Origin of the sequence: Variovorax sp. OK212 (assembly GCF_900112425.1) — a bacterium.
In the GTDB taxonomy this organism is placed as follows: domain Bacteria; phylum Pseudomonadota; class Gammaproteobacteria; order Burkholderiales; family Burkholderiaceae_C; genus Variovorax.
In genome coordinates this window covers 82,356-100,448 of the sequence record NZ_FOLP01000008.1, presented here as the reverse complement: position 1 = coordinate 100,448, position 18,093 = coordinate 82,356, and the positions used below count along the sequence as shown (strand labels likewise).

Annotated in this window: 18 protein-coding genes; 11 read left to right on the top strand and 7 right to left on the bottom strand. The window is 67.3% G+C overall.

From position 1 onward, the window contains the following. Positions 1-18: 18 nt before the first annotated feature. From BM004_RS22905 to BM004_RS22880, 6 genes are all read right to left on the bottom strand, one after another. Complete coding sequence (locus BM004_RS22905) at positions 19-1,005, bottom strand: tripartite tricarboxylate transporter substrate binding protein (RefSeq protein ID WP_093217053.1); 987 nt, start codon at positions 1,003-1,005, stop codon at positions 19-21. A gap of 2 nt (positions 1,006-1,007) precedes the next feature. Continuing rightward, entirely contained in the window at positions 1,008-1,748 is a 741-nt protein-coding gene (locus BM004_RS22900) for a ribonuclease activity regulator RraA (RefSeq protein ID WP_093217051.1), read from the bottom strand. Between the two features lie 21 nt (positions 1,749-1,769). Beyond that, entirely contained in the window at positions 1,770-2,747 is a 978-nt protein-coding gene (locus BM004_RS22895; protein ID WP_093217048.1) for a Bug family tripartite tricarboxylate transporter substrate binding protein, read from the bottom strand. Between the two features lie 22 nt (positions 2,748-2,769). Next, a complete protein-coding gene (locus tag BM004_RS22890) occupies positions 2,770-3,786 on the bottom strand; it encodes a Bug family tripartite tricarboxylate transporter substrate binding protein (RefSeq protein WP_093217045.1) in 1,017 nt (338 codons plus the stop codon). Between the two features lie 35 nt (positions 3,787-3,821). Then, positions 3,822-5,561: an L-arabinonate dehydratase gene (araD, locus tag BM004_RS22885; RefSeq protein WP_093217043.1), complete on the bottom strand. Its 1,740-nt coding sequence runs from the start codon at positions 5,559-5,561 to the stop codon at positions 3,822-3,824. Between the two features lie 112 nt (positions 5,562-5,673). Next, positions 5,674-6,735 carry a LacI family DNA-binding transcriptional regulator gene (locus tag BM004_RS22880; protein ID WP_093217040.1) on the bottom strand — a complete coding sequence of 354 codons (1,062 nt, stop codon included), beginning with the start codon at positions 6,733-6,735 and terminating at the stop codon, positions 5,674-5,676. 112 nt (positions 6,736-6,847) lie between these two features. Between BM004_RS22880 and BM004_RS22875 the strand changes: the two genes are divergently transcribed. The 5 genes from BM004_RS22875 (at position 6,848) to BM004_RS22855 (ending at position 10,953) form a co-directional block, all read left to right on the top strand. Next, positions 6,848-7,621, top strand: a complete 774-nt coding sequence (locus BM004_RS22875) for an IclR family transcriptional regulator (protein ID WP_093217038.1) — start codon at positions 6,848-6,850, stop codon at positions 7,619-7,621. Between the two features lie 143 nt (positions 7,622-7,764). After that, entirely contained in the window at positions 7,765-8,796 is a 1,032-nt protein-coding gene (locus BM004_RS22870; protein WP_093217035.1) for an ABC transporter substrate-binding protein, read from the top strand. Then, entirely contained in the window at positions 8,796-9,677 is an 882-nt protein-coding gene (locus BM004_RS22865; protein ID WP_093217033.1) for an ABC transporter ATP-binding protein, read from the top strand. The genes BM004_RS22870 and BM004_RS22865 overlap by 1 nt, the downstream gene beginning before the upstream one ends. Before the next feature lie 9 nt (positions 9,678-9,686). Further along, positions 9,687-10,457 (top strand): ABC transporter permease, encoded by a 771-nt coding sequence (locus BM004_RS22860; protein WP_093130146.1) that lies wholly within the window; start codon positions 9,687-9,689, stop codon positions 10,455-10,457. 19 nt (positions 10,458-10,476) lie between these two features. Continuing rightward, a complete protein-coding gene (locus tag BM004_RS22855; protein WP_093130147.1) occupies positions 10,477-10,953 on the top strand; it encodes a nucleoside deaminase in 477 nt (158 codons plus the stop codon). On the opposite strand, the gene BM004_RS22850 is transcribed toward BM004_RS22855, so the two are convergent. Continuing rightward, the gene (locus BM004_RS22850; protein WP_093217401.1) at positions 10,950-12,665 is read right to left on the bottom strand and encodes an acyl-CoA dehydrogenase family protein; all 1,716 of its coding nucleotides are present in this window, start codon (positions 12,663-12,665) and stop codon (positions 10,950-10,952) included. The genes BM004_RS22855 and BM004_RS22850 overlap by 4 nt on opposite strands. Before the next feature lie 345 nt (positions 12,666-13,010). On the opposite strand from BM004_RS22850, the gene BM004_RS22845 reads away from it, so the two are divergent. From BM004_RS22845 to BM004_RS22820, 6 genes are all read left to right on the top strand, one after another. Beyond that, positions 13,011-13,850: an AraC family transcriptional regulator gene (locus BM004_RS22845; protein ID WP_093217029.1), complete on the top strand. Its 840-nt coding sequence runs from the start codon at positions 13,011-13,013 to the stop codon at positions 13,848-13,850. Between the two features lie 266 nt (positions 13,851-14,116). After that, entirely contained in the window at positions 14,117-15,109 is a 993-nt protein-coding gene (locus tag BM004_RS22840; protein WP_093217027.1) for a class I SAM-dependent methyltransferase, read from the top strand. A gap of 47 nt (positions 15,110-15,156) precedes the next feature. Further along, positions 15,157-15,972 carry a hypothetical protein gene (locus tag BM004_RS22835; protein ID WP_093130150.1) on the top strand — a complete coding sequence of 272 codons (816 nt, stop codon included), beginning with the start codon at positions 15,157-15,159 and terminating at the stop codon, positions 15,970-15,972. A 60-nt stretch (positions 15,973-16,032) separates the two neighbouring features. Beyond that, a complete protein-coding gene (locus BM004_RS22830) occupies positions 16,033-16,326 on the top strand; it encodes a DUF1330 domain-containing protein (protein WP_093217023.1) in 294 nt (97 codons plus the stop codon). A gap of 85 nt (positions 16,327-16,411) precedes the next feature. Beyond that, positions 16,412-17,341 carry a DMT family transporter gene (locus BM004_RS22825; RefSeq protein ID WP_093217020.1) on the top strand — a complete coding sequence of 310 codons (930 nt, stop codon included), beginning with the start codon at positions 16,412-16,414 and terminating at the stop codon, positions 17,339-17,341. A 22-nt stretch (positions 17,342-17,363) separates the two neighbouring features. After that, complete coding sequence (locus tag BM004_RS22820; RefSeq protein ID WP_093217018.1) at positions 17,364-18,089, top strand: alanyl-tRNA editing protein; 726 nt, start codon at positions 17,364-17,366, stop codon at positions 18,087-18,089. Positions 18,090-18,093 lie beyond the last annotated feature (4 nt).

The window sequence follows — 18,093 nt, the reverse complement described above, 5'->3', positions numbered from 1 at the left end:
AGGGTGGTGATGCTTGTGTCATTCGGGTTGGATGCCGGCGTCTTTCGCGACCCTGGCCCACTTGGTCATCTCGGTGCCGATGAAGGCCGTGAACTGTTGCGGCGAGCCGCTGCCGGGCTCGATGCCGTTGTCCTGCAGCGTCTTGCGCACGTCGGGCAGCTGGAGGATGCGGTTGACCTCGGCATTGAGCTTGTCGACCGTGGCCTTGGGCGTGCCGGCCGGCGCGAGCAGGCCGCCCCAGGTGCTGGTCTCGTAGCCGGCCACGCCGGCCTCCTGCATCGTGGGCACGTCGGGCAGCGTGGATGCGCGCTTCGCGGTGGTGACGGCCAGCGCGCGCAGCCGGCCGGCCCTGATCTGCACGTTGGCCGCGGCCACGGTGTCGAACATCAGCGAGGTGCGCCCGCTGATCAGGTCGGGGTGCGCGAGCGTGCTGCCCTTGTAGGGGATGTGCGTCATCTCGATGCCGGCGAGCGACTTGAACAGCTCGCCCGAGAAATGCGGCGCGCCGCCGTTGCCGCTCGAGGCGAAGGTGAGCTTGCCGGGGTTGGCCTTGCCGTAGGCAATCAGCTCTTTCACCGTCTTCACCGGCAGCTCGGGCGAGACGATCAGCACCAGCGGCACGACGTGCGTGAGCGCGACCGGCTCGAAGCCCTTGAGCGTGTCGAAGGGCAGCTTCTTCACCATGCTCGGGTTGATCGCGTGGCTGCTCGCCACCAGCGCCAGCATGTGGCCGTCGGGCGGGCTCTTGGCGACCAGGTCGGTGCCGATGATGCCGGTGGCGCCGGCGCGGTTGTCCACGAGCACGGGCTGCCCCCAGCTCTCGCTCATCTTCTGTCCGATGAGCCGCGCGGCCAGGTCGATGGCGCCGCCGGGCGAGGCGGGCACGACGATGGTGATGGGCTTGGCGGGGAACGCCGGCTGCGCGGCCGCGGGCAAGGCGCCGGAGAGCGGCAGGAGCGGCACGAGCGCCGTGGCCGCCAGCGCCGTGAATGTTCGGCGTTGCATGGTCAGACGCCCCTTTCCTTGCGCCAGACCTCGAAGGCGGCGCGCGTGTCGGCGTTGGGCGGGTAGGTGCCCGCGAGCCTGGCGCCGCCCTCGATGCGCTCGAGCACGAAGGCTTCCATCTTTTCCTGCTCGGTCGCGTCGCGCGCCACCTCCTCGGCCAGGTGCGCGGGGATCACGACCACGCCTTCGTCGTCGCCCACGATCACGTCGCCGGGGTACACCGGCACGCCGCCGCAACCGATGGGCACGTTCAGGTCGATCGCGTGGTGGTGAATGAGGTTGAGCGGCGCGCTGCCGCCCGCGCAGTACACCGGAAAGTCCATCTGTGAGATCGGGCCGCTGTCGCGCACCGGCCCGTCGGACACCAGCCCGGCGGCGCCGCGCACCTTGAGCCGCGTCGTGAGAATCTGGCCGCCCGAGGCCACGCGCGTTTCGCCGCGGCAGTCGATCACCAGCACATGGCCTTGCGGCACGCTCTCGATGCCCTTGCGTTGCGGGTGGTCGGGGTCGTCGAAGGCGCTGATCTGGTCGAGGTCTTCGCGCGCCGGGATGTTGCGCATGGTGAAGGCCGGGCCGACCAGGTTGCCGCCGCTGGGCCGGGTGAGTCGGCCCACGCCCTGCAGGTAGACGTTGCGAAAGCCGCGCTTGAAGAGTTGCGTGCACAGCGTGGCCACGCTGACGTGGCGCAGCTGTTCGCGCGCGGTGTCCGAAAGGGGAGTGGAAGAAGGCGTGCTCGATGTCATGGGGGTCCTGTTCAGTTGGCTTCAGTTGGCTGTGGCGCCGGACTTCTTCACGAGCTCGCCCCAGCGCGGGATCTCGGTCTGCATCAACGCCGCGAGCTGCGCGGGCGAGCCGGCCACCACCTCCATGCCGAGCTGGTTGGTGAACTTGTCCTTCACGTCGGGCATCTGCAGGATCCTGGCGATCTCGCCCGACAGGCGCTGCGCGATCGGCGCGGGCAGGCCCTTGGGCGCATACACCGCCTGCCAGGACGCCATCTCGAAGCCCTTCACGCCGGCCTCCTGCATGGTGGGCAGCTGCGGCGCCAGCGCCATGCGCCTGGCCGAGGTGACGGCCAGCAGCTTGAGCTTGCCGCCCTGCACCAGCGGCAGGGCCGCGGTGAGCTGGTCGAACATGAAGGTCACCTGGCCCGAGGACACGTCGAGCATGGCGGGCGGCGTGCCCTTGTAGGGAATGTGCGTGAGCTTCACGCCGATCATGTCGGCCAGCATCTCGCCGGCCAGGTGCGTGGAGGTGCCCGCGCCCGACGAGGCGAAGTTGCGCTTGCTCGGGTCTTTCTTCAGCAGCGCGATCAGCTCCGCCACCGAGTTGACGCCCAGGTTCGGGTCGACGATGAGCACGTTCGGCAGGAAGGCCACGAGCGAGATCGGCTCGAAGTCCTTCACCGGGTCGTAGGGCAGGTTCTTGTAGAGGCTGGCGTTGATCGCGTGCGTGCTGATGGTGCCGCCGAACAGGGTGTAGCCGTCGGGCTTGGCCTTGGCGACAAAGCCCGCGCCCACGGCACCGGCCGCGCCGGGCTTGTTGTCGACGATCACCGGCTGGCCGAGCGCGTCGCCGAGCTTCTGCGCGATGACGCGGCCGATCACGTCGGTCGAGCCGCCGGGCGTGAACGGCACGACGTAGGTGATGGGGCGCGAAGGCCACTTGTCCTGCGCCATCACGCGGTGGGTGGCCAGCAGCGCGGCGCCGGCCAGGAGCACGGTGCGGCGACGGGGGTGCATGCGGGGGGTCGATGTCATGGGGTCACTCCACCTTGATGCCGCGGGTCTTGATGACCTGGCCGTAGCGCGCCTTGTCGGCGTCGATGGTCTTCTGCAGTTCGGCCGGCGTGCTGCCGCGCGGCGTGGCGCCCTGCGCGATGAGTGCCTTGCTCATTTCCGGCGTGGCCACGACCTCCTTCACGTCGGCGGAGATCCTGTCCAGCAGCGCCTGCGGCGTGCCGGCCGGCGCGAGCAGCGCGACCCACGAGCCCGACTCGGCGTTGGGCACGCCGAGCTCCGCGAGCGTCGGCACCTCGGGCATCGCGGGCGAGCGCTCGGCGCTGGTCACGGCCAGCGCGCGCAGCTTGCCGCCCTTCACGTAGCCCGAGGTCTCGAGGATGGAGGCAAACAGCATGTCGACGTGGCCAGCCATCAGGTCGGCCATGGCCGGGCCGCCGCCCTTGTAGGGCACATGCAGAAACTTGACGCCGGTGGCCTGCTGGAAGATCTCGGCCGTGAGATGCGGCGAGCCGCCGCTGCCCGAGCTGGCGTAGGTGTACTTGTCGGGCGAGGCCTTGGCCAGCGCGACGAGTTCCTTCGGTGTCTTGGCGGGCACGTTCGGGTTCACCACGAAAGCGAACGGCAGCTCGGCGAACAGCGACACCGGCGCGAAGGCCTTGTCGGCGTCGTAGGGCATCTTGTAGAGCGAGGGGTTGATCGACTGCGTGCCCACGTTGCCGATGAGCAGCGTGTAGCCGTCGGGCCTGGCCTTGGCCACGGCCTCCGCGCCGACCAGGCCGCCCGCGCCGGTGCGGTTGTCCACCACCACCGACTGGCCCCACTTCTGGCCCAGCCGCGTGGCGAGCAGGCGCGCCGCGATGTCGGTGCCGCCGCCGGCCGCGAAGGGCACGACGACGGTCACGGGCCGCGTCGGCCAGGCGGGCGCGGTTTGCGCCGCCGCTGCGAACGGCAGCGACACCAGCGCGAGTGCCGTGAGGTTCGCCGCCACGTGCGCCGCCAGCTTGCCGAGGCGCCGGCGTTCGAGTTTGTCTGTCTCCATGTCTTTTCCTTTTGTCTCTCGTTCTCGTTCGGGGGTCAGTGGATCTCGGGCTCGTCCTTCCCCGCGGTCTCGGCGTAGTCGGGCGCGAGAAAGTCGAAGTCGCAGCCGGTGTCGGCCTGCTGCACGTGCTTGAGGAACATCACGCCGTAGCCGCGGCCGAACCTGGGCATCGGCCGTTGCCATTCGGCGCGGCGCCTGGCGAGCTCTTCGTGGCTCACCTGCATGTCGATGCGGCGCGCGTCGATGTCCAGCGTGACGAGGTCGCCGTCGCGCACCAGCGCGAGCGGCCCGCCGACGTGGGACTCGGGCGTGACGTGCAGCACGCAGGCGCCGTAGCTGGTGCCGCTCATGCGCGCGTCGCTGATGCGCACCATGTCGCGCACGCCTTCCTTCAGCAGCTTCTGCGGGATCGGCAGCTGGCCCCATTCGGGCATGCCCGGCGCGCCTTGCGGGCCGGCGCTCTGCAGCACGATCACGCTGTCCCTGGTCACGGGCAGGTCGGGCGCGTCGATGCGCGCGGCCAGGTCGTCGTAGTTCCTGAACACCAGGGCCGGGCCGGTGTGGCGGCGCAGGTGCTGCTCCATGGCGGCCGGCTTGATCACGGCGCCGTCGGGCGCGAGGTTGCCGCGCAGCACGGCCAGGCCGCCGCTTTCGAGCAGCGCCTGCGCGCGCGGCTTGATGACGTCGGCGTTGTAGACCTGCGCGCCCGCGATGTTCTCGCCCAGCGTCTTGCCGTTGCAGGTCATCTGGCTGCCGTCGATCAGGTCGCCCATCGCGGCCAGGAAGGCGCGCAGGCCGCCGGCATAGAAGAAGTCTTCCATCAGGTACTTGCCGCCCGGGCGCAGGTTGGCGATGACCGGCGTGCCGCGCGCGAGTTCGTCGAAGCGCGCCAGGTCGAGCGGCACGCCGGCGCGGCGCGCCATGGCGATCAGGTGCACGATCGCATTGGTCGAGCCGCCCAGGCCGAGCACGGCGGTGACGGCGTTGTCGAACGACGCGGGCGTCAGGATGTCGAGCGGCTTCAGGTCTTCCCACACCATCTCGACGATGCGCTTGCCGGTGTGCGTGGCCATCATGGCGTGGCGCGAATCGACCGCCGGGATCGACGACGCCCCGGGCAAGGTGAGGCCCATGGCCTCGGTCGCGCTGGTCATGGTGCTGGCGGTGCCCATGGTCATGCAGGTGCCGGGGGAGCGCGCAATGCCGTCCTCGACGTCCTGCCAGTCGTCCTCGGTGATGTTGCCGGCGCGCAGCTCGGCCCAGTACTTCCAGGTGTCGGAGCCCGAGCCCAGCACGGTGCCCTTGTAGTCGCCGCGCAGCATCGGGCCGGCGGGCACGAAGATGGTCGGCAGGTTCATGGCCAGCGCGCCCATCACCAGGCCCGGCGTGGTCTTGTCGCAGCCGCCCATCAGCACCACGCCGTCCGCCGGGTAGGAGCGGATGAGCTCCTCGGCCTCCATGGCCAGCAGGTTGCGGTAGAGCATGGTGGTCGGCTTCTGGAAGGCCTCGCCCAGGCTCATGGCCGGGATCTCCACCGGAAAGCCGCCCGCCTGCCAGACGCCGCGCTTGACCTCTTCCACGCGCTGCTTGAAGTGCGTGTGGCAGGAGTTCATGTCGCTCCAGGTGTTGAGGATGGCGATGACCGGCTTGCCCAGGTAGTCGTCGCGGCTGAAGCCCATCTGCGCGGTGCGCGAGCGGTGGCCGAAGCTGCGCAGGTCCTTGACGCCGTACCAGCGGTGCGAGCGGAGGTCTTGGGGTTTTTTTCGTGAGGTCATGCGTTGTCTCGAATGGCGGGGGCAAAACGCGGCGAGGCGTTCTTGAAAAAGCTTTTATGTTAGCGCTGTCATTCGATCTTACGCACGACCTCCAGGGGTCGTCAACCGGGTTTCAGGCGCTTTCGCGCTCGATCAGGGAAAAGCCCAGGTCCAGCACCTTGTCGGCGATGGCGCGGCCTTCGGCGCGCTCGACGATGAACCGCGCGGCCTGCCGCCCGATGGCCGTGCCGTCGATGCGCACGGTGCTGATCGACGGATGCGCGTCGCGCGCGAAGGCCAGGTCGCCGAAGCCGATGACGCCGGTGTCCTGCGGCACGCGCAGGCCGCGCGCCTGCGCCTCGGTGATGACGCCGTGCGCCAGCGCGTCCGAACTGCAGGCCACCACGTCGACGGGCGCGGGGCCCGCGAGCAGTTCGCGCAGCGCGGCCCGGCCGCTGCCGAGCGTGGTCGGCGCGGGCACGTGGTGCACCCGCGGCGCGGTGCCGCCGAGCGCCTTCCAGGCCTGCTCGAAGCCGGCGCGCCGCAGGTTGGCGCGGTGGTCGTCGCCGGTCACGATGGCCGGGCGGCGGTAGCCCTTGCGGTGCAGGAATTCCGCGGTGGCCGCGCCTGCTTTCTCGTGGGAAAAGCCGACCAGCATGTCGATCGGGGTCGGCGTGAGGTCCCAGGTCTCGACCACGGGAATGCCCGAAGCCAGCAAGCGGCGCCGGCCGTCGGCCGAGCGCATGATGCCCGTGAGCACGATGCCGTCGGGCCGGCGGCCGACGATGGCGTCGATCAGCGCGTCCTCGCGCGAGTTGTCATAGCCGCTCTGGCCCAGCATGAGCTGGTAGCCCTTTTCGGCCAACGCCTCGGTCAGGGCCTGGATGGTCTCCAGGAACACCGGTCCCGCGATGGTCGGCACCACCGCCGCCACCAGCCGGCTGCGGTTCGAGGCCAGCCCGCCGGCCAGCAGGTTGGGCACGTAGCCCGTGCGCTCCACGGCGTGGCGCACCTTCTCGCGCGTCTCGGGCGACACGAGATCGGGGGTGTTCAGTGCGCGCGACACGGTGATGGGCGACACGCCCGCGAGCTTGGCCACGTCGCTCAGCGTGATGCCGCCGCTGCCCCGGCGCGCGCTGCGGTCGGGAACGTTCTGCTGGGTCAAGGAAGCACTCCAAAATGGTAGCGTTAACATCACGCCGGAAAGGCGCAGGGCGATTATGTGGGAGCCGCGGCGGGCCGCTGCGCCTCCGGGCGGGCCACCGGCGCATCGACCCTATGATCCCCACCGCCAACCCACCAAGAATATGAGCACCCTCGCCAACGCCATGGACGTCCTGAAGCTGATCGCGCGGCTGCGCCGCGACATCACCGTGACCGACGTGGTGACCGAGCTGGGCCTGCCCAAGAGCTCGGCCTCGCGCACGCTCAGCATGATGGCCGGCTACGGCTTCCTCGACCGCGACGCGGCCACGCGCGCCTACCGCCCGGGCGGCGTGATCATGGAGGCGTCGTACCACTTCCGCGCCTCGCGCAACGCCGCCTCGCTGGTCGAGGAGGCGCTCGACGCGCTGGTGCGCGACACCGGCTTCACGGGCTACATCAACGTGCTCGACGGCGCCGACACCCTGGTGATCCAGATGCGCGCCGGCGCCGGCGCGCTGCAGATCTACACCCCGCCGGGCAGCCGCGCGCCGGCCTATTCCAGCGCCATGGGCCGCGCCCTGCTGGCCCGCCTGGGCGACGACGAGGTCACGGCGCTGCTCGGCGCCCGCCTCGACCAGGGCCGCGGCGACGCACCGAAGACGCGCAAGGACCTGCTGGCGCGCCTGGCCGCCGTGCGCGAGCGCGGCTGGGCGCTGTCGCGCGGCGAGTACGTGACCAACGTGGCCGGCATCTCCTCGGCGGTGTTCGATGCGGCCACGCGCCAGACCTACGCCTTCGGCATCGCGCTGCCCGCGGAGATGCTTTCCGACGCGCTGGTCGAGCGCTTCGGCACCACCGTGCGCGACGCCGCCGCGAGCGTCGGCAAGCGCGTGGGCGACCCGTTTTGGCTCGCATTCGGTGCAGCCAACCCCTGAAATCGAAGGGATTTCCCACGTGCGGTGCGAATATCGCACCAGCTTGAATCACGGGAAGGGTTCGCACCAATCACGTGCGGGCACCGTTTTTGCTTGAATGCCGAAGAACTACCTTGCATTCACCTTTCACGGACCCATCCCGAATGAACAAGCGCCAACTGCTCCAGTCCTTCCTCGCCGCCTCGGCCCTCAGCTTCGGCCTGCCCTCGGCCTTTGCGCAGACCCCGACGCCGATCAAGTTCCAGCTCGACTGGCGTTTCGAAGGGCCGGCGGCGCTGTTCCTGCACCCGGCCGCCAAGGGCTACTTCAAGGCCGCCGGCCTGGACGTGACCATCGACGCGGGCAACGGCTCGGGCGGCACCGTGACGCGCGTGGCCTCGGGCGCGTACGACATGGGCTTTGCCGACCTCGCGGCACTCATGGAATTCCACGCCAACAACCCCGACAGCCCGAACAAGCCGGTCGCGGTGATGATGGTCTACAACAACACGCCGGCCTCGGTCATGGCGCTGAAGAAGAGCGGCATCACCAAGCCGGCCGACCTCGCGGGCAAGAAGCTGGGCGCGCCGGTGTTCGACGCGGGCCGCCGCGCGTTCCCGATCTTCGCCAAGGCCAACAACGTGGGCGCCGTCAACTGGACCGCGATGGACCCGACGCTGCGCGAAACCATGCTGATGCGCGGCGACATCGACGCCATCACCGGCTTCACCTTCACCTCGCTGCTCAACCTGGAAGCGCGCGGCGCCAAGACGGCCGACGTGGTGATCCTGCCCTACCCCGACTACGGCGTGAAGCTGTACGGCAACGTGATCATCGCCTCGCCCAAGCTCATCAAGGAGCACCCCGAGGTGGTGAAGAAGTTCCTCTCGGCCTTCACCAAGGGCGCGAAGGAAGTCATCGCCAATCCGGCCGTGGCCATCGAGTCGGTGAAGGCGCGCGACGGCATCATCGACAGCAAGCTCGAAACGCGCCGCCTGCAGCTGGCCATCGACACCGTGATCAACAGCGCCGACGCGCGCGCCGAAGGCTTCGGCGCGGTCAACGCGGGCCGCATGTCGCTGATGGCCTCGCAGGTGTCCGACGCGTTCAACACCAAGACGCGCGTGAGCCCCGACGCGGTGTGGACCTCGGCCATGCTGCCGCCCGCGGCGGAACTCAACATCCTGAAGAAGTGATGGTGTCCACCACCAGTGCACCCGGCACGCCCGGCGCACTCGACACGGCCGCTCCCTTCGTCGACTTCCAGGACGTCTGGCTCGCCTACAACGAAGAGCTGCTTCGCGAGAACCACTTCGCGGTCGAGGCCATCGACCTGAAGGTCAAGCGCGGCGAGTTCATCGCCATCGTCGGCCCTTCGGGCTGCGGCAAGTCGACCTTCATGAAGCTCACGACGGGGCTGAAGATGCCGTCGATGGGCAAGATCCGCATCGACGGCCAGCCCGTCACCGGGCCGCTGAAGATCTCGGGCATGGCCTTCCAGGCGCCTTCGCTGCTGCCGTGGCGCACCACGGTCGACAACGTGCTGCTGCCGCTGGAAATCGTGGAGCCCTACCGCTCCAACTTCAAGGCCAAGCGCAAGGAGTACGTCGAGCGCGCGCGCAAGCTGCTGCAGAAGGTGGGCCTCGCGGGCTATGAAGACAAGTTTCCGTGGCAGCTCTCGGGCGGCATGCAGCAGCGCGCGAGCATCTGCCGCGCGCTCATCCACGAGCCCAAGATGCTGCTGCTGGACGAGCCCTTCGGCGCGCTCGACGCGTTCACGCGCGAGGAGCTGTGGTGCATCCTGCGCGACCTGTGGACCGAGCAGCAGTTCAACGTCATCCTGGTGACGCACGACCTGCGCGAGTCGGTGTTCCTGGCCGACACGGTGTACGTGATGAGCAAGAGCCCGGGGCGCTTCGTGGTGAAGCGCGACATCGAGCTGCCGCGCCCGCGCGAGCTGGAGCTCACCTACACGAAGGAGTTCACCGACATCGTGCTGGAGCTGCGCAGCCACATCGGGGCCATCCGAAACACCGGCGCCAGCGCCGCACAGACCGCCGCCGCGGTGTCTCACTGAGGGCGCGCCATGAAGAACACCAAGCAAATCGAACGCTGGTCGCCATGGCTGCTGCTCGTGGCGGTGCTGCTGCTGTGGCAGATCGTCTGCGCGGGCTTCGAGGTCTCGGACTTCATCTTCCCGAGCCCCTGGCGCATCTGGAACCAGTTCTGGGAATACAAGGAAATCATCGCGGGCCACGCGTGGCGCACCTTCTGGGTCACGATGGCGGGCTTCGGCCTGGCGATCGTGGTGGGCGTGCTGCTGGGCTTCGTGATCGGCAGTTCGCGCCTGGCGTATGCGGCCATCTACCCGCTGATGACGGCCTTCAACGCATTGCCCAAGGCGGCCTTCGTGCCGATCCTGGTGGTGTGGTTCGGCATTGGCGCGGGGCCGGCAATTCTCACGGCCTTCCTGATCAGCTTCTTCCCGATCATGGTGAACATCGCGACCGGCCTCGCCACGCTCGAGCCCGAACTCGAAGACGTGCTGCGCGTGCTGGGCGCCAAGCGCTGGGACGTGCTCATGAAGATCGGCCTGCCGCGCTCCATGCCGTACTTCTTCGGCTCGCTGAAGGTCGCCATCACGCTGGCTTTCGTCGGCACCACGGTGAGCGAGATGACGGCCGCCAACGAAGGCATCGGCTACCTGCTGATCTCGGCCGGCTCGGCCATGCAGATGGGCCTGGCCTTCGCGGGCCTGATGGTGGTGGGCGCGATGGCCATGCTGATGTACGAACTGTTCAGCGTGATCGAGAAGCACACCACCGGCTGGGCACACCGCGGTTCCCAGAACCAGTGATTCGCGCAATGATCCACGGATGACCCACGAACAGATCATCCGCGCGCTGCGCCGCGCCAACGAGGTGGCCCGGCGCGCCATGGCCATGGGGCGCCACCCCTTCGGCGCGGTGCTCGTCGCGCCGGACGGCGAGACCGTCCTCGCCGAGCAGGGCAACATCGACACGGTGCACCACGCCGAGGCCACGCTGGCGCGCCACGCCGCGTTGAACTGGCCCGCCGACTACCTGTGGCAGTGCACGCTGGTGACCACCTTCGAGCCCTGCGCCATGTGCGCGGGCACGAGCTACTGGGCGCACATCGGGCGCGTCGTGTACGGCGCGGAAGAGTCGGCGCTGCTCGCGCTCACGGGCGACCACCCCGAGAACCCGACGCTGAGCCTGCCGTGCCGCGAGGTGTTCGCGCGCGGGCAGAAGAAGATCGAGGTGATCGGGCCGGTGCCCGAGGTGGCGGAAGAAATGATCGCCACGCACCGCGGGTTCTGGCAGCAGCGCTAAGCCCGCGCCGCCGCGCTCACGTCGGCGCGCGCAACGATGTCGCGCAGGTCCGCCCCGGCGGTCAACGTGCCCATGACACCCGCGTGCTGCCCGCCCAGGCGCGACGCCGCAAAGCGTTCCGCGACCGCGCCGTCGCTGTGCCTGAGCAGCTCGCTCGCCTGCAGCGCCAGGGCCATGCGCGTCACCACGGCACGGGCATTGCCCTCGTCCACGGGGCCCGCGCACAGATCGTCGCGCAAGGCGGCGATGAATTTCGCATGCGCCGCGTTGGCCACGCCCGGCTGTGAAACTTCGTCGAGAAAGACGTCGAGCGCGCCCTTCTCGCGGTCCAGCGCGCGCACCACGTCCATGCACATCATGTTCGTCGTGCCTTCCCAGATCGAGTTGAGCGGCGCCTCGCGGTACAGCCGGGCCACGGGGTTCTCCATGATGAAGCCGTTGCCGCCGTGAACCTGCAGCGCCTCGTACACGACGTACGTCGCGCGCTGGCAGTTCCAGTACTTGACCACCGGCGTGGCCACCCGCGCCAGCAGCCGCTCCCGCTCGTCCAGCGCCATGCTGTCGGTCGCCCGTGCCACGCGCATCGCCGACCACATGGCCGCCTCGCTTTCCAGCGCCAGGTCGGCCAGCACGTTCGTCTGCATCGGCAGGTCGGCCATGCGGCGGCCGAAACCGTCGCGTGTCGACGCGTGATGAATGGCCAACGTCAGTGCCTGGCGCATCAGGCCCGCCGAGCCCACCGCGAAGTCCATGCGGGTCAGGTGCGCGTGCGAAAGAATCTCGCGAATGCCGCGCCCCTCCTCGCCGACCAGCATGGCCCAGGTCCTGTTGAACTCGACCTCGCTCGACGCATTGGAGCGGTTGCCGCACTTGTCTTTCAGGCGCTGCACCGCGATGCGGTTGGCACTGCCGTCCGGCAGGAAGCGTGGAACGAAAAGGCAGCTCACGCCCGATGCGGTTCGCGCCAGCGTGTAGAAGCCGTCCGACGTGGGAACCGAGAAGAACCACTTGTGGCCCGTGACCCGGTAGCCCCGCGCGCCGCCCTCCGTGCCCGCGAACACGGCCGTGGTCTGCGTCTGGCGCAGGTCGGAGCCGCCTTGCTTCTCGGTCATGGCGTAGCCGATGACAGCCCCCTTTTTCTGCGCGAGCGGCAGGCGCCGGGGGTCGTAGTGCGCGGAGAGCGTCTTCTCCCGCCATTCGGCAAACTCCGGGCGCTGCGCAAAGCCGGCGCTCGCGGCGTAGGCCATGCCCAGGGGGCATGCCGTGCCGTTCTCGACCTGGTTCCACAGGTAGCTCAGCACCGCGCGCGCCAGGTGGCCCGACGGCTCGGCGGTGGTCCAGGCCAGGCTGGCCACCCCATGCCCGACGCCCAGCGCCATCAACTGATGCCAGGCGGGATGAAACTCCACCCAGTCCAGGCGGTTGCCGAAACGGTCGTGCGTGCGCAGCTGGGGGCTGTGCTCGTTGGCCAGCCGGGCCAGGTCCTGCACCTCTTCGTTGCCCGCCAGTGCGCCGACGCGCGTCGCATGGGGAATGCTCCAGGCCGCATGGCGCGCCACGAGGTCGCGCAGGGCCACGTCGCCGGTGAACGCGTTGTGGCCGACGCAAGGCCGGGCCTGGTTCAGCACCTCGTGCGTTTCAACGCCTTCGGGCGAACGGAAGGTTGGCGCCGACGCCAATGCCGGCGCGGTGCTTTCAAGAGGCATGTTCATGAAGCTCTCCAGGGGTTGGCCGCACCGCAGGCCCGACGTGCGTCGCTGCTGCGCCGCGGCCATGGTGAACCCTTCTTGGCGATTCGTGAATTGGTAGTCGCGCCTTGCCGGCTCGCACATCACACCGCACCGCACCGCACCGCGCCACTCCGTGAAAGCGACACAATGGCACAGCCTTTGCGAGCCCAGGGCATGGCGATCGGGCGGCCACCGGCCCACCTTGTCGCGATGTAGTCTTTGGAATACACGGCGCCCAGCCCGCGGCCCCTTGGCTCACCATTCAGGTGCCATGCCATCGGCCGGACGCGCAAGGCGCTGCAACCGCTGATCCAAACGGAGGCTTTCTTGGCCAAGCTGGACCCGCTGAACACATCGCGCTACTGGCACGTGCCGGACCTGCCGGGCATGGACATGCTGCATGCGGATTTCACGACGCACGAGTACGCGCCCCATGTGCACCACTCCTTCGTGATCGCGATCACCGAGGTCGGCGGGTCCGAATTCAAGAGCCGCGGGCGAACCGGGCTCGCGCACCAGCAGGCGCTGCTCGTGTTCAATCCGGCCGAGCCCCATTCGGGCCGCATGGGCGGCAGCGCGCGCTGGCGGTACCGGTCTTTCTACCTGGCCGAACCGGGCATCCGGCACCTGATGGCCACGCTGGGCATCGACCAGACCCGGTACTTCGGCTCGAACATCTTCTGCGACCCGGAGCTCATCGGCAGCTTCCTGGAACTCCATCGCGCCTTCGACGGAAACAGCGCCCTGTGGGACCCGCTGCGGCAGCAGGAGATGCTGGTCCACAGCTTCGGCACGCTCTTCCAGAGCCACGCGCTGCCGGGCCAGCGCGTGCTCCCCGTGCCCGCGGACGCCCGCGTGCTGGCACCCGTGCTCGAACTGCTGCACGACGCCTTCTCCGAGCGGTTGACGCTCGAACGGATGGCGGCGGCCGCCGCGCTCACGCCGTTTCAGCTGATCGGCGCGTTCAACCGCACCATCGGGCTGACGCCGCACACCTACCTGACGCAGCTGCGGCTGCGGGCCGCCATTGCCCACCTCACCGCGGGCCTGCCGCTGATCGAGGCCGCCGTGGCGAGCGGCTTCTACGACCAGAGCGCACTGACCCGGCATTTCAAGCGCACCTTCGGCATGACGCCTCTGCAGTACGTCCGCGCCCGGGCGCGCTGAGAGGCCGTTGCCGCGGCCTTGGCGCCACGCGCCGAGGCCCCTTCCTTTCGCTCCTGCACTGCCCGCAAGGCAGGTTGCGTGCGTGCGCCTGTGCGTTGCGACGACGTCCGCGCCGAATTCGAGTTTTCGATTTCTCCCGCCAATGCTGCGCTGCGCAATTTTTGCCAATACGGACATCCGCGCGCTGACTATCGTGCAACTCAATGGCTTAGTCCCACGCAAAGTAATCAGTTGGTTTTCAATGACATTGAACTCACAGGTGACCCATGCAAAATGTTGATCGCGGCATTACCGGTTCTTCGCTCGCAGGCTCGGCCATCCTGCTGGAAATAGGCGCGGAATACGGAATCATCGAAATTCTCCAGAATTCGCCCGTGGTGGACGCCGCCACCGCGTCCCGCTCGTGCGGCATCAAGGAGTCGGTCATTTCCGCCTACCTCGACTCGCTGAGCAAGGCGGGAATCATCGAGGTATTGAATCCGCAGGCACCGGCCACCTACAAGGCCGGCAGCCATTTCGACGAATTGATCAACGAGGTCGGCTACCTCTCATGGGCATTGCGCGCATGCGCGCCCCTGATCAACAACGCCAAGGAGTTTTCGGAAAACAACGAGGAAGCGCAGGCGAAATACCCGCGCAGCGGCGGGCTGGTTGCGCGCACCTCGAAATGGATGGGCGAGAAATCCTTCTACCCGCAACCCGAAAACGCCATCGTGGCCATGGCACCCAAGAAGATCGTGGACCTTGGATCGGGTTCAGGCGGATTCCTGATCCGCATGCTCAAAAAGATTCCGGGCGCCACGGGCATCGGCATCGACCTGAGCGCATCGGCCACTGAACAGGCCGTTCGCGCCGCCGGCGAAGCGGGAATGAGCGACCGGCTGCAATTCGTGACCGCGCCCATCCAGGTTCTCGTGGAAGACGCTTCGCTCATCCAGGACGCCGACATCATCCACGCCGGCTTCGTCATGCACGACCTTCTCCCGGCAGAAGAAGAAACCCTCGACGCATTGCTGCGCGCCTGCTGCGCCCATGCCGTGAAGGGCACGCTGATCATCGTGGACGCCATTCCGGTGGCGCAGTCCAGCTGGGAAAAGCCATTTGCCGCGGCGTTCAATCATCTGCACAACCATTTCATGTCCAGAAAGCTCCTGAGCGAGGACGAATGGACCGAAAAAATGTTCCGCGCAGGATTCACCAATGTGCGGGTAGAAATTCTCGATCACCCTGGGGGGCGCATGCTGATGGCAAGCAAATAACGAATTTCCACGGCATTTCTTTAACCGACTGCAATTAGGAGTACGTCATGAGCGTTACCATTTCCGATCTGGTTGAGAGAGTTGAAAATCACCGCTGCTATTCCCACCCGATTTTCAGGAATTGGGTGAAGATGGAACCGGAGCCGCCCGTGGTGGGCGCCCTCTTTCACCAGATCCAGAGCTTCTGCGCGTCGACCCGGCCGGGATGGAATTTTCCGACCGCGCTCAAGACGCACGGGCTGCACCGGCAGAGCGAACTGCTCGAGGAAATCGTCGAGAGCGAATCGGGCCACGGCCCCGAGCTGGCCACGATGGCGGGCTACATCGTCAACCAGTCGGCCGAACGGCCCGTGTTTGCGGACCTCTACAACCAGGAGCAGGTCGAGGCGAAGCTCAAGGACTTTTCCAATCAATTGCTCGGCGCATTGCCCGGCTACGACATGGAAACCGGCATGACCTCCCAGGTTCGAAAAGCCATCGGCGTCTTCGAGCACCGCAAGCTGACGGACATCGAGAACACCTACCGCAACCTCGGCACCACGCTGGCGCTGGAAATGATCTCCAACAAGCAGCTGATTCCGGGCGAAAAGTATTGCCTGGTCGACAGCGGCATCTACCACGCGAACCTCGACGTGCCCGAGATGCATTACCTGCTGGAGCACTGGGGCGAAGTGGGCGCCGAGCAGCATCACGAGCAAAACGCCCGCACCGCGGTCGAGCTGGCCCTGAAAACGGAATACGCCCATCTGGTCATCGAAGGCGCGGACGATTTCCTCGATTCGCTGACCGGCCTCTGGGACGTCCTGGATTCGGCCTTGCTGCAATCCGGCGTCGCGCAAGAGCGCAAGCTGGCGTACGTCTAGCACCCGGCCGCACCGCTTTTTCGCCCGAACAGCATTTGAAGCACCGAGCAAGGTCGCCCCATGGTCGCTTATCTGATTGGCCGGATGTCCATCGTGGACCCGGATCAATACCAGGAATACAAGCAGCTCACGCCCGGGATCATCGAAAAATTCGGCGGCAGGTTTCTTTCACGCGGAGGCGAACGCATGCACCTGGAAGGCGTTCTGGACGATCGCCGCGTGGTGCTTGTGGAATTCAAATCAGCCGATGCAGCCCGAAGTTTTTACGATTCGCCGGAATACAGCCACGCACGCACGCTGCGGGATGGCGCCGCCGTCGACATGCAGCTCGTGGTGGTCGAGGGATTTGAATAGCACCAGGTATTCGCCCTTCGAATTGACTCCAATCCACTGAAGTTCAAAAACAAACCACTGGCACGACCGATGGAGACTCGGTCGCATGCCCGAAATCAAAATGACGACATCCATTGCACTGCCGGCCGCATCCAAGAGCAATTACCTATCGTTCGTCGCGCTGCTGCTCGGCGCGGCCGCATTGGCGCTGGGCGGCGTTTTTCTCAGGCACAGCGAATTGCCTCCGACGGCCAGCGCGGTCTACCGGGTGGCACTCGCCATTCCCATCTTCTTCTTGCTCGACAGGCTTGCCGCAAGAGCCGAGCCTGTGGGCACGTCCATTCGGGCAACCGACAAGGTGCCGGCCATTCCGGTCAAGCTCATCCTGGTCGGGTTCATTTTTTCGGGAAACCTGGCGCTGTACCACTGGTCCATGACCTTGACCACGCTGGCCAATTCGAATCTGCTGGCCAATCTGGCGCCGATCTTCGTGGTGCTCGGGTCGCGCCTGTTCCTGGGCAAGAAATTCAATTCCGGCTTCATGTTCGGCATGTTGTTCGCGCTGGCCGGCGCGTTCGTCCTGATCGGCCATCGGCTCGACTTCGGCTCCAACTACATGACGGGCAACCTGCTGGGGCTGCTGACGGCGGTGTTCTACGGCTCGTACCTGCTGGCGGTGAGCCTCGTGCGGTCGAACTACCGAACGATGACCGTCATGGCCTGGAGCAGCGTGGGCACGCTGATCGTGCTGTTGCCCATCACGCTGCTGCGCGGCGAATCGCTGGTGCCGCACACGGTGCACGGCATGCTGATGCTGCTGGCGCTGGCGGTCGTGTCCCACGTCGGCGGCCAGGGCCTCATCGCCTATGCGTTGGCCAAGCTCCCCGCGGCGCTTTCTTCGATCACCCTGCTGGTGCAGCCCGTCATCGCCACCGTGCTCGGCGCTTGCCTGTTTCACGAATACCTGAGCGCGACCGAGTTCGTGGGCGGCGCCGTCATCCTGATCGGCATCGTGACGGCACGCCGGTTTTCATAAACACCGCGCCAGCGAGAAATTCATGTCACCTTATCTTTGCCATGCCCAGCCCGATTGCTTCAGCTTCGAAGCCCACGTGGTGGCGCGCCGCCCGAATGCCGTGCTGCTCGACCGGTCGTTCTTCTATCCGGGCGGCGGCGGACAACTGGCGGACCGCGGCACGCTGCGGTGGAACGGCGGCGAGGTCAGGATCGGCCGCATCGAGATGGAGGGCGGCAATGCGTGGCATTGCTTCGATGAGTCCGACAGCGCCGCGATGCCTGCCGAAAAAGTCGTTGCCCACGTGGACCCGGACTTCCGGCTCATGATGAGCCAGCTTCACACCGGCCTGCACATCCTCAATGCACTGGTCTATCAGCGCTTCGAGGGCTCGCTGGTCACGGGCGTGCAGATGGCCGCCGACGGCACGGCCCGCATCGACTTCGACCTGCCCGAGGCCGACAACAACGACCTGCGCAAGCTCGAGCCCGAGCTCAACACCCTCATCGGCGACGGGCTGCAGGTGAACGCGGTGTACCTCGACGCAAGCGCGCTCGCGCGTGAGCCCGGCGTGCTGCGCAGCCGTTCCGTTGCGCCGCCGAGCCAGGACGACGGCAGCACGCGCATCATCGAGATCGTCGGGCTGGACCGGCAAGCCTGCGGCGGCACCCATCTGTCGAACACCTCGCAATCGGCGCCGCTGCGCATCCTGAAGATCGAGAACAAGGGCCAGCACAACCGAAGGATCCGCATCGGCCTTGTCAGGTAGGCCG

What these genes read in the sequence shown, in the direction of transcription:
- BM004_RS22900 (WP_093217051.1), bottom strand. Translation starts at nt 1,748, where the DNA reads ATGACATCGAGCACGCCTTCTTCCACTCCCCTTTCGGACACCGCGCGC.
- BM004_RS22870 (WP_093217035.1), top strand. Translation starts at nt 7,765, where the DNA reads ATGAACAAGCGCCAACTGCTCCAGTCCTTCCTCGCCGCCTCGGCCCTC.
- BM004_RS22825 (WP_093217020.1), top strand. Translation starts at nt 16,412, where the DNA reads ATGCCCGAAATCAAAATGACGACATCCATTGCACTGCCGGCCGCATCC.
- BM004_RS22880 (WP_093217040.1), bottom strand. Translation starts at nt 6,735, where the DNA reads ATGTTAACGCTACCATTTTGGAGTGCTTCCTTGACCCAGCAGAACGTT.
- BM004_RS22855 (WP_093130147.1), top strand. Translation starts at nt 10,477, where the DNA reads ATGACCCACGAACAGATCATCCGCGCGCTGCGCCGCGCCAACGAGGTG.
- araD (WP_093217043.1), bottom strand. Translation starts at nt 5,561, where the DNA reads ATGACCTCACGAAAAAAACCCCAAGACCTCCGCTCGCACCGCTGGTAC.
- BM004_RS22890 (WP_093217045.1), bottom strand. Translation starts at nt 3,786, where the DNA reads ATGGAGACAGACAAACTCGAACGCCGGCGCCTCGGCAAGCTGGCGGCG.
- BM004_RS22860 (WP_093130146.1), top strand. Translation starts at nt 9,687, where the DNA reads ATGAAGAACACCAAGCAAATCGAACGCTGGTCGCCATGGCTGCTGCTC.
- BM004_RS22835 (WP_093130150.1), top strand. Translation starts at nt 15,157, where the DNA reads ATGAGCGTTACCATTTCCGATCTGGTTGAGAGAGTTGAAAATCACCGC.
- BM004_RS22820 (WP_093217018.1), top strand. Translation starts at nt 17,364, where the DNA reads ATGTCACCTTATCTTTGCCATGCCCAGCCCGATTGCTTCAGCTTCGAA.
- BM004_RS22830 (WP_093217023.1), top strand. Translation starts at nt 16,033, where the DNA reads ATGGTCGCTTATCTGATTGGCCGGATGTCCATCGTGGACCCGGATCAA.
- BM004_RS22840 (WP_093217027.1), top strand. Translation starts at nt 14,117, where the DNA reads ATGCAAAATGTTGATCGCGGCATTACCGGTTCTTCGCTCGCAGGCTCG.
- BM004_RS22875 (WP_093217038.1), top strand. Translation starts at nt 6,848, where the DNA reads ATGAGCACCCTCGCCAACGCCATGGACGTCCTGAAGCTGATCGCGCGG.
- BM004_RS22865 (WP_093217033.1), top strand. Translation starts at nt 8,796, where the DNA reads ATGGTGTCCACCACCAGTGCACCCGGCACGCCCGGCGCACTCGACACG.
- BM004_RS22905 (WP_093217053.1), bottom strand. Translation starts at nt 1,005, where the DNA reads ATGCAACGCCGAACATTCACGGCGCTGGCGGCCACGGCGCTCGTGCCG.
- BM004_RS22895 (WP_093217048.1), bottom strand. Translation starts at nt 2,747, where the DNA reads ATGCACCCCCGTCGCCGCACCGTGCTCCTGGCCGGCGCCGCGCTGCTG.
- BM004_RS22850 (WP_093217401.1), bottom strand. Translation starts at nt 12,665, where the DNA reads ATGAACATGCCTCTTGAAAGCACCGCGCCGGCATTGGCGTCGGCGCCA.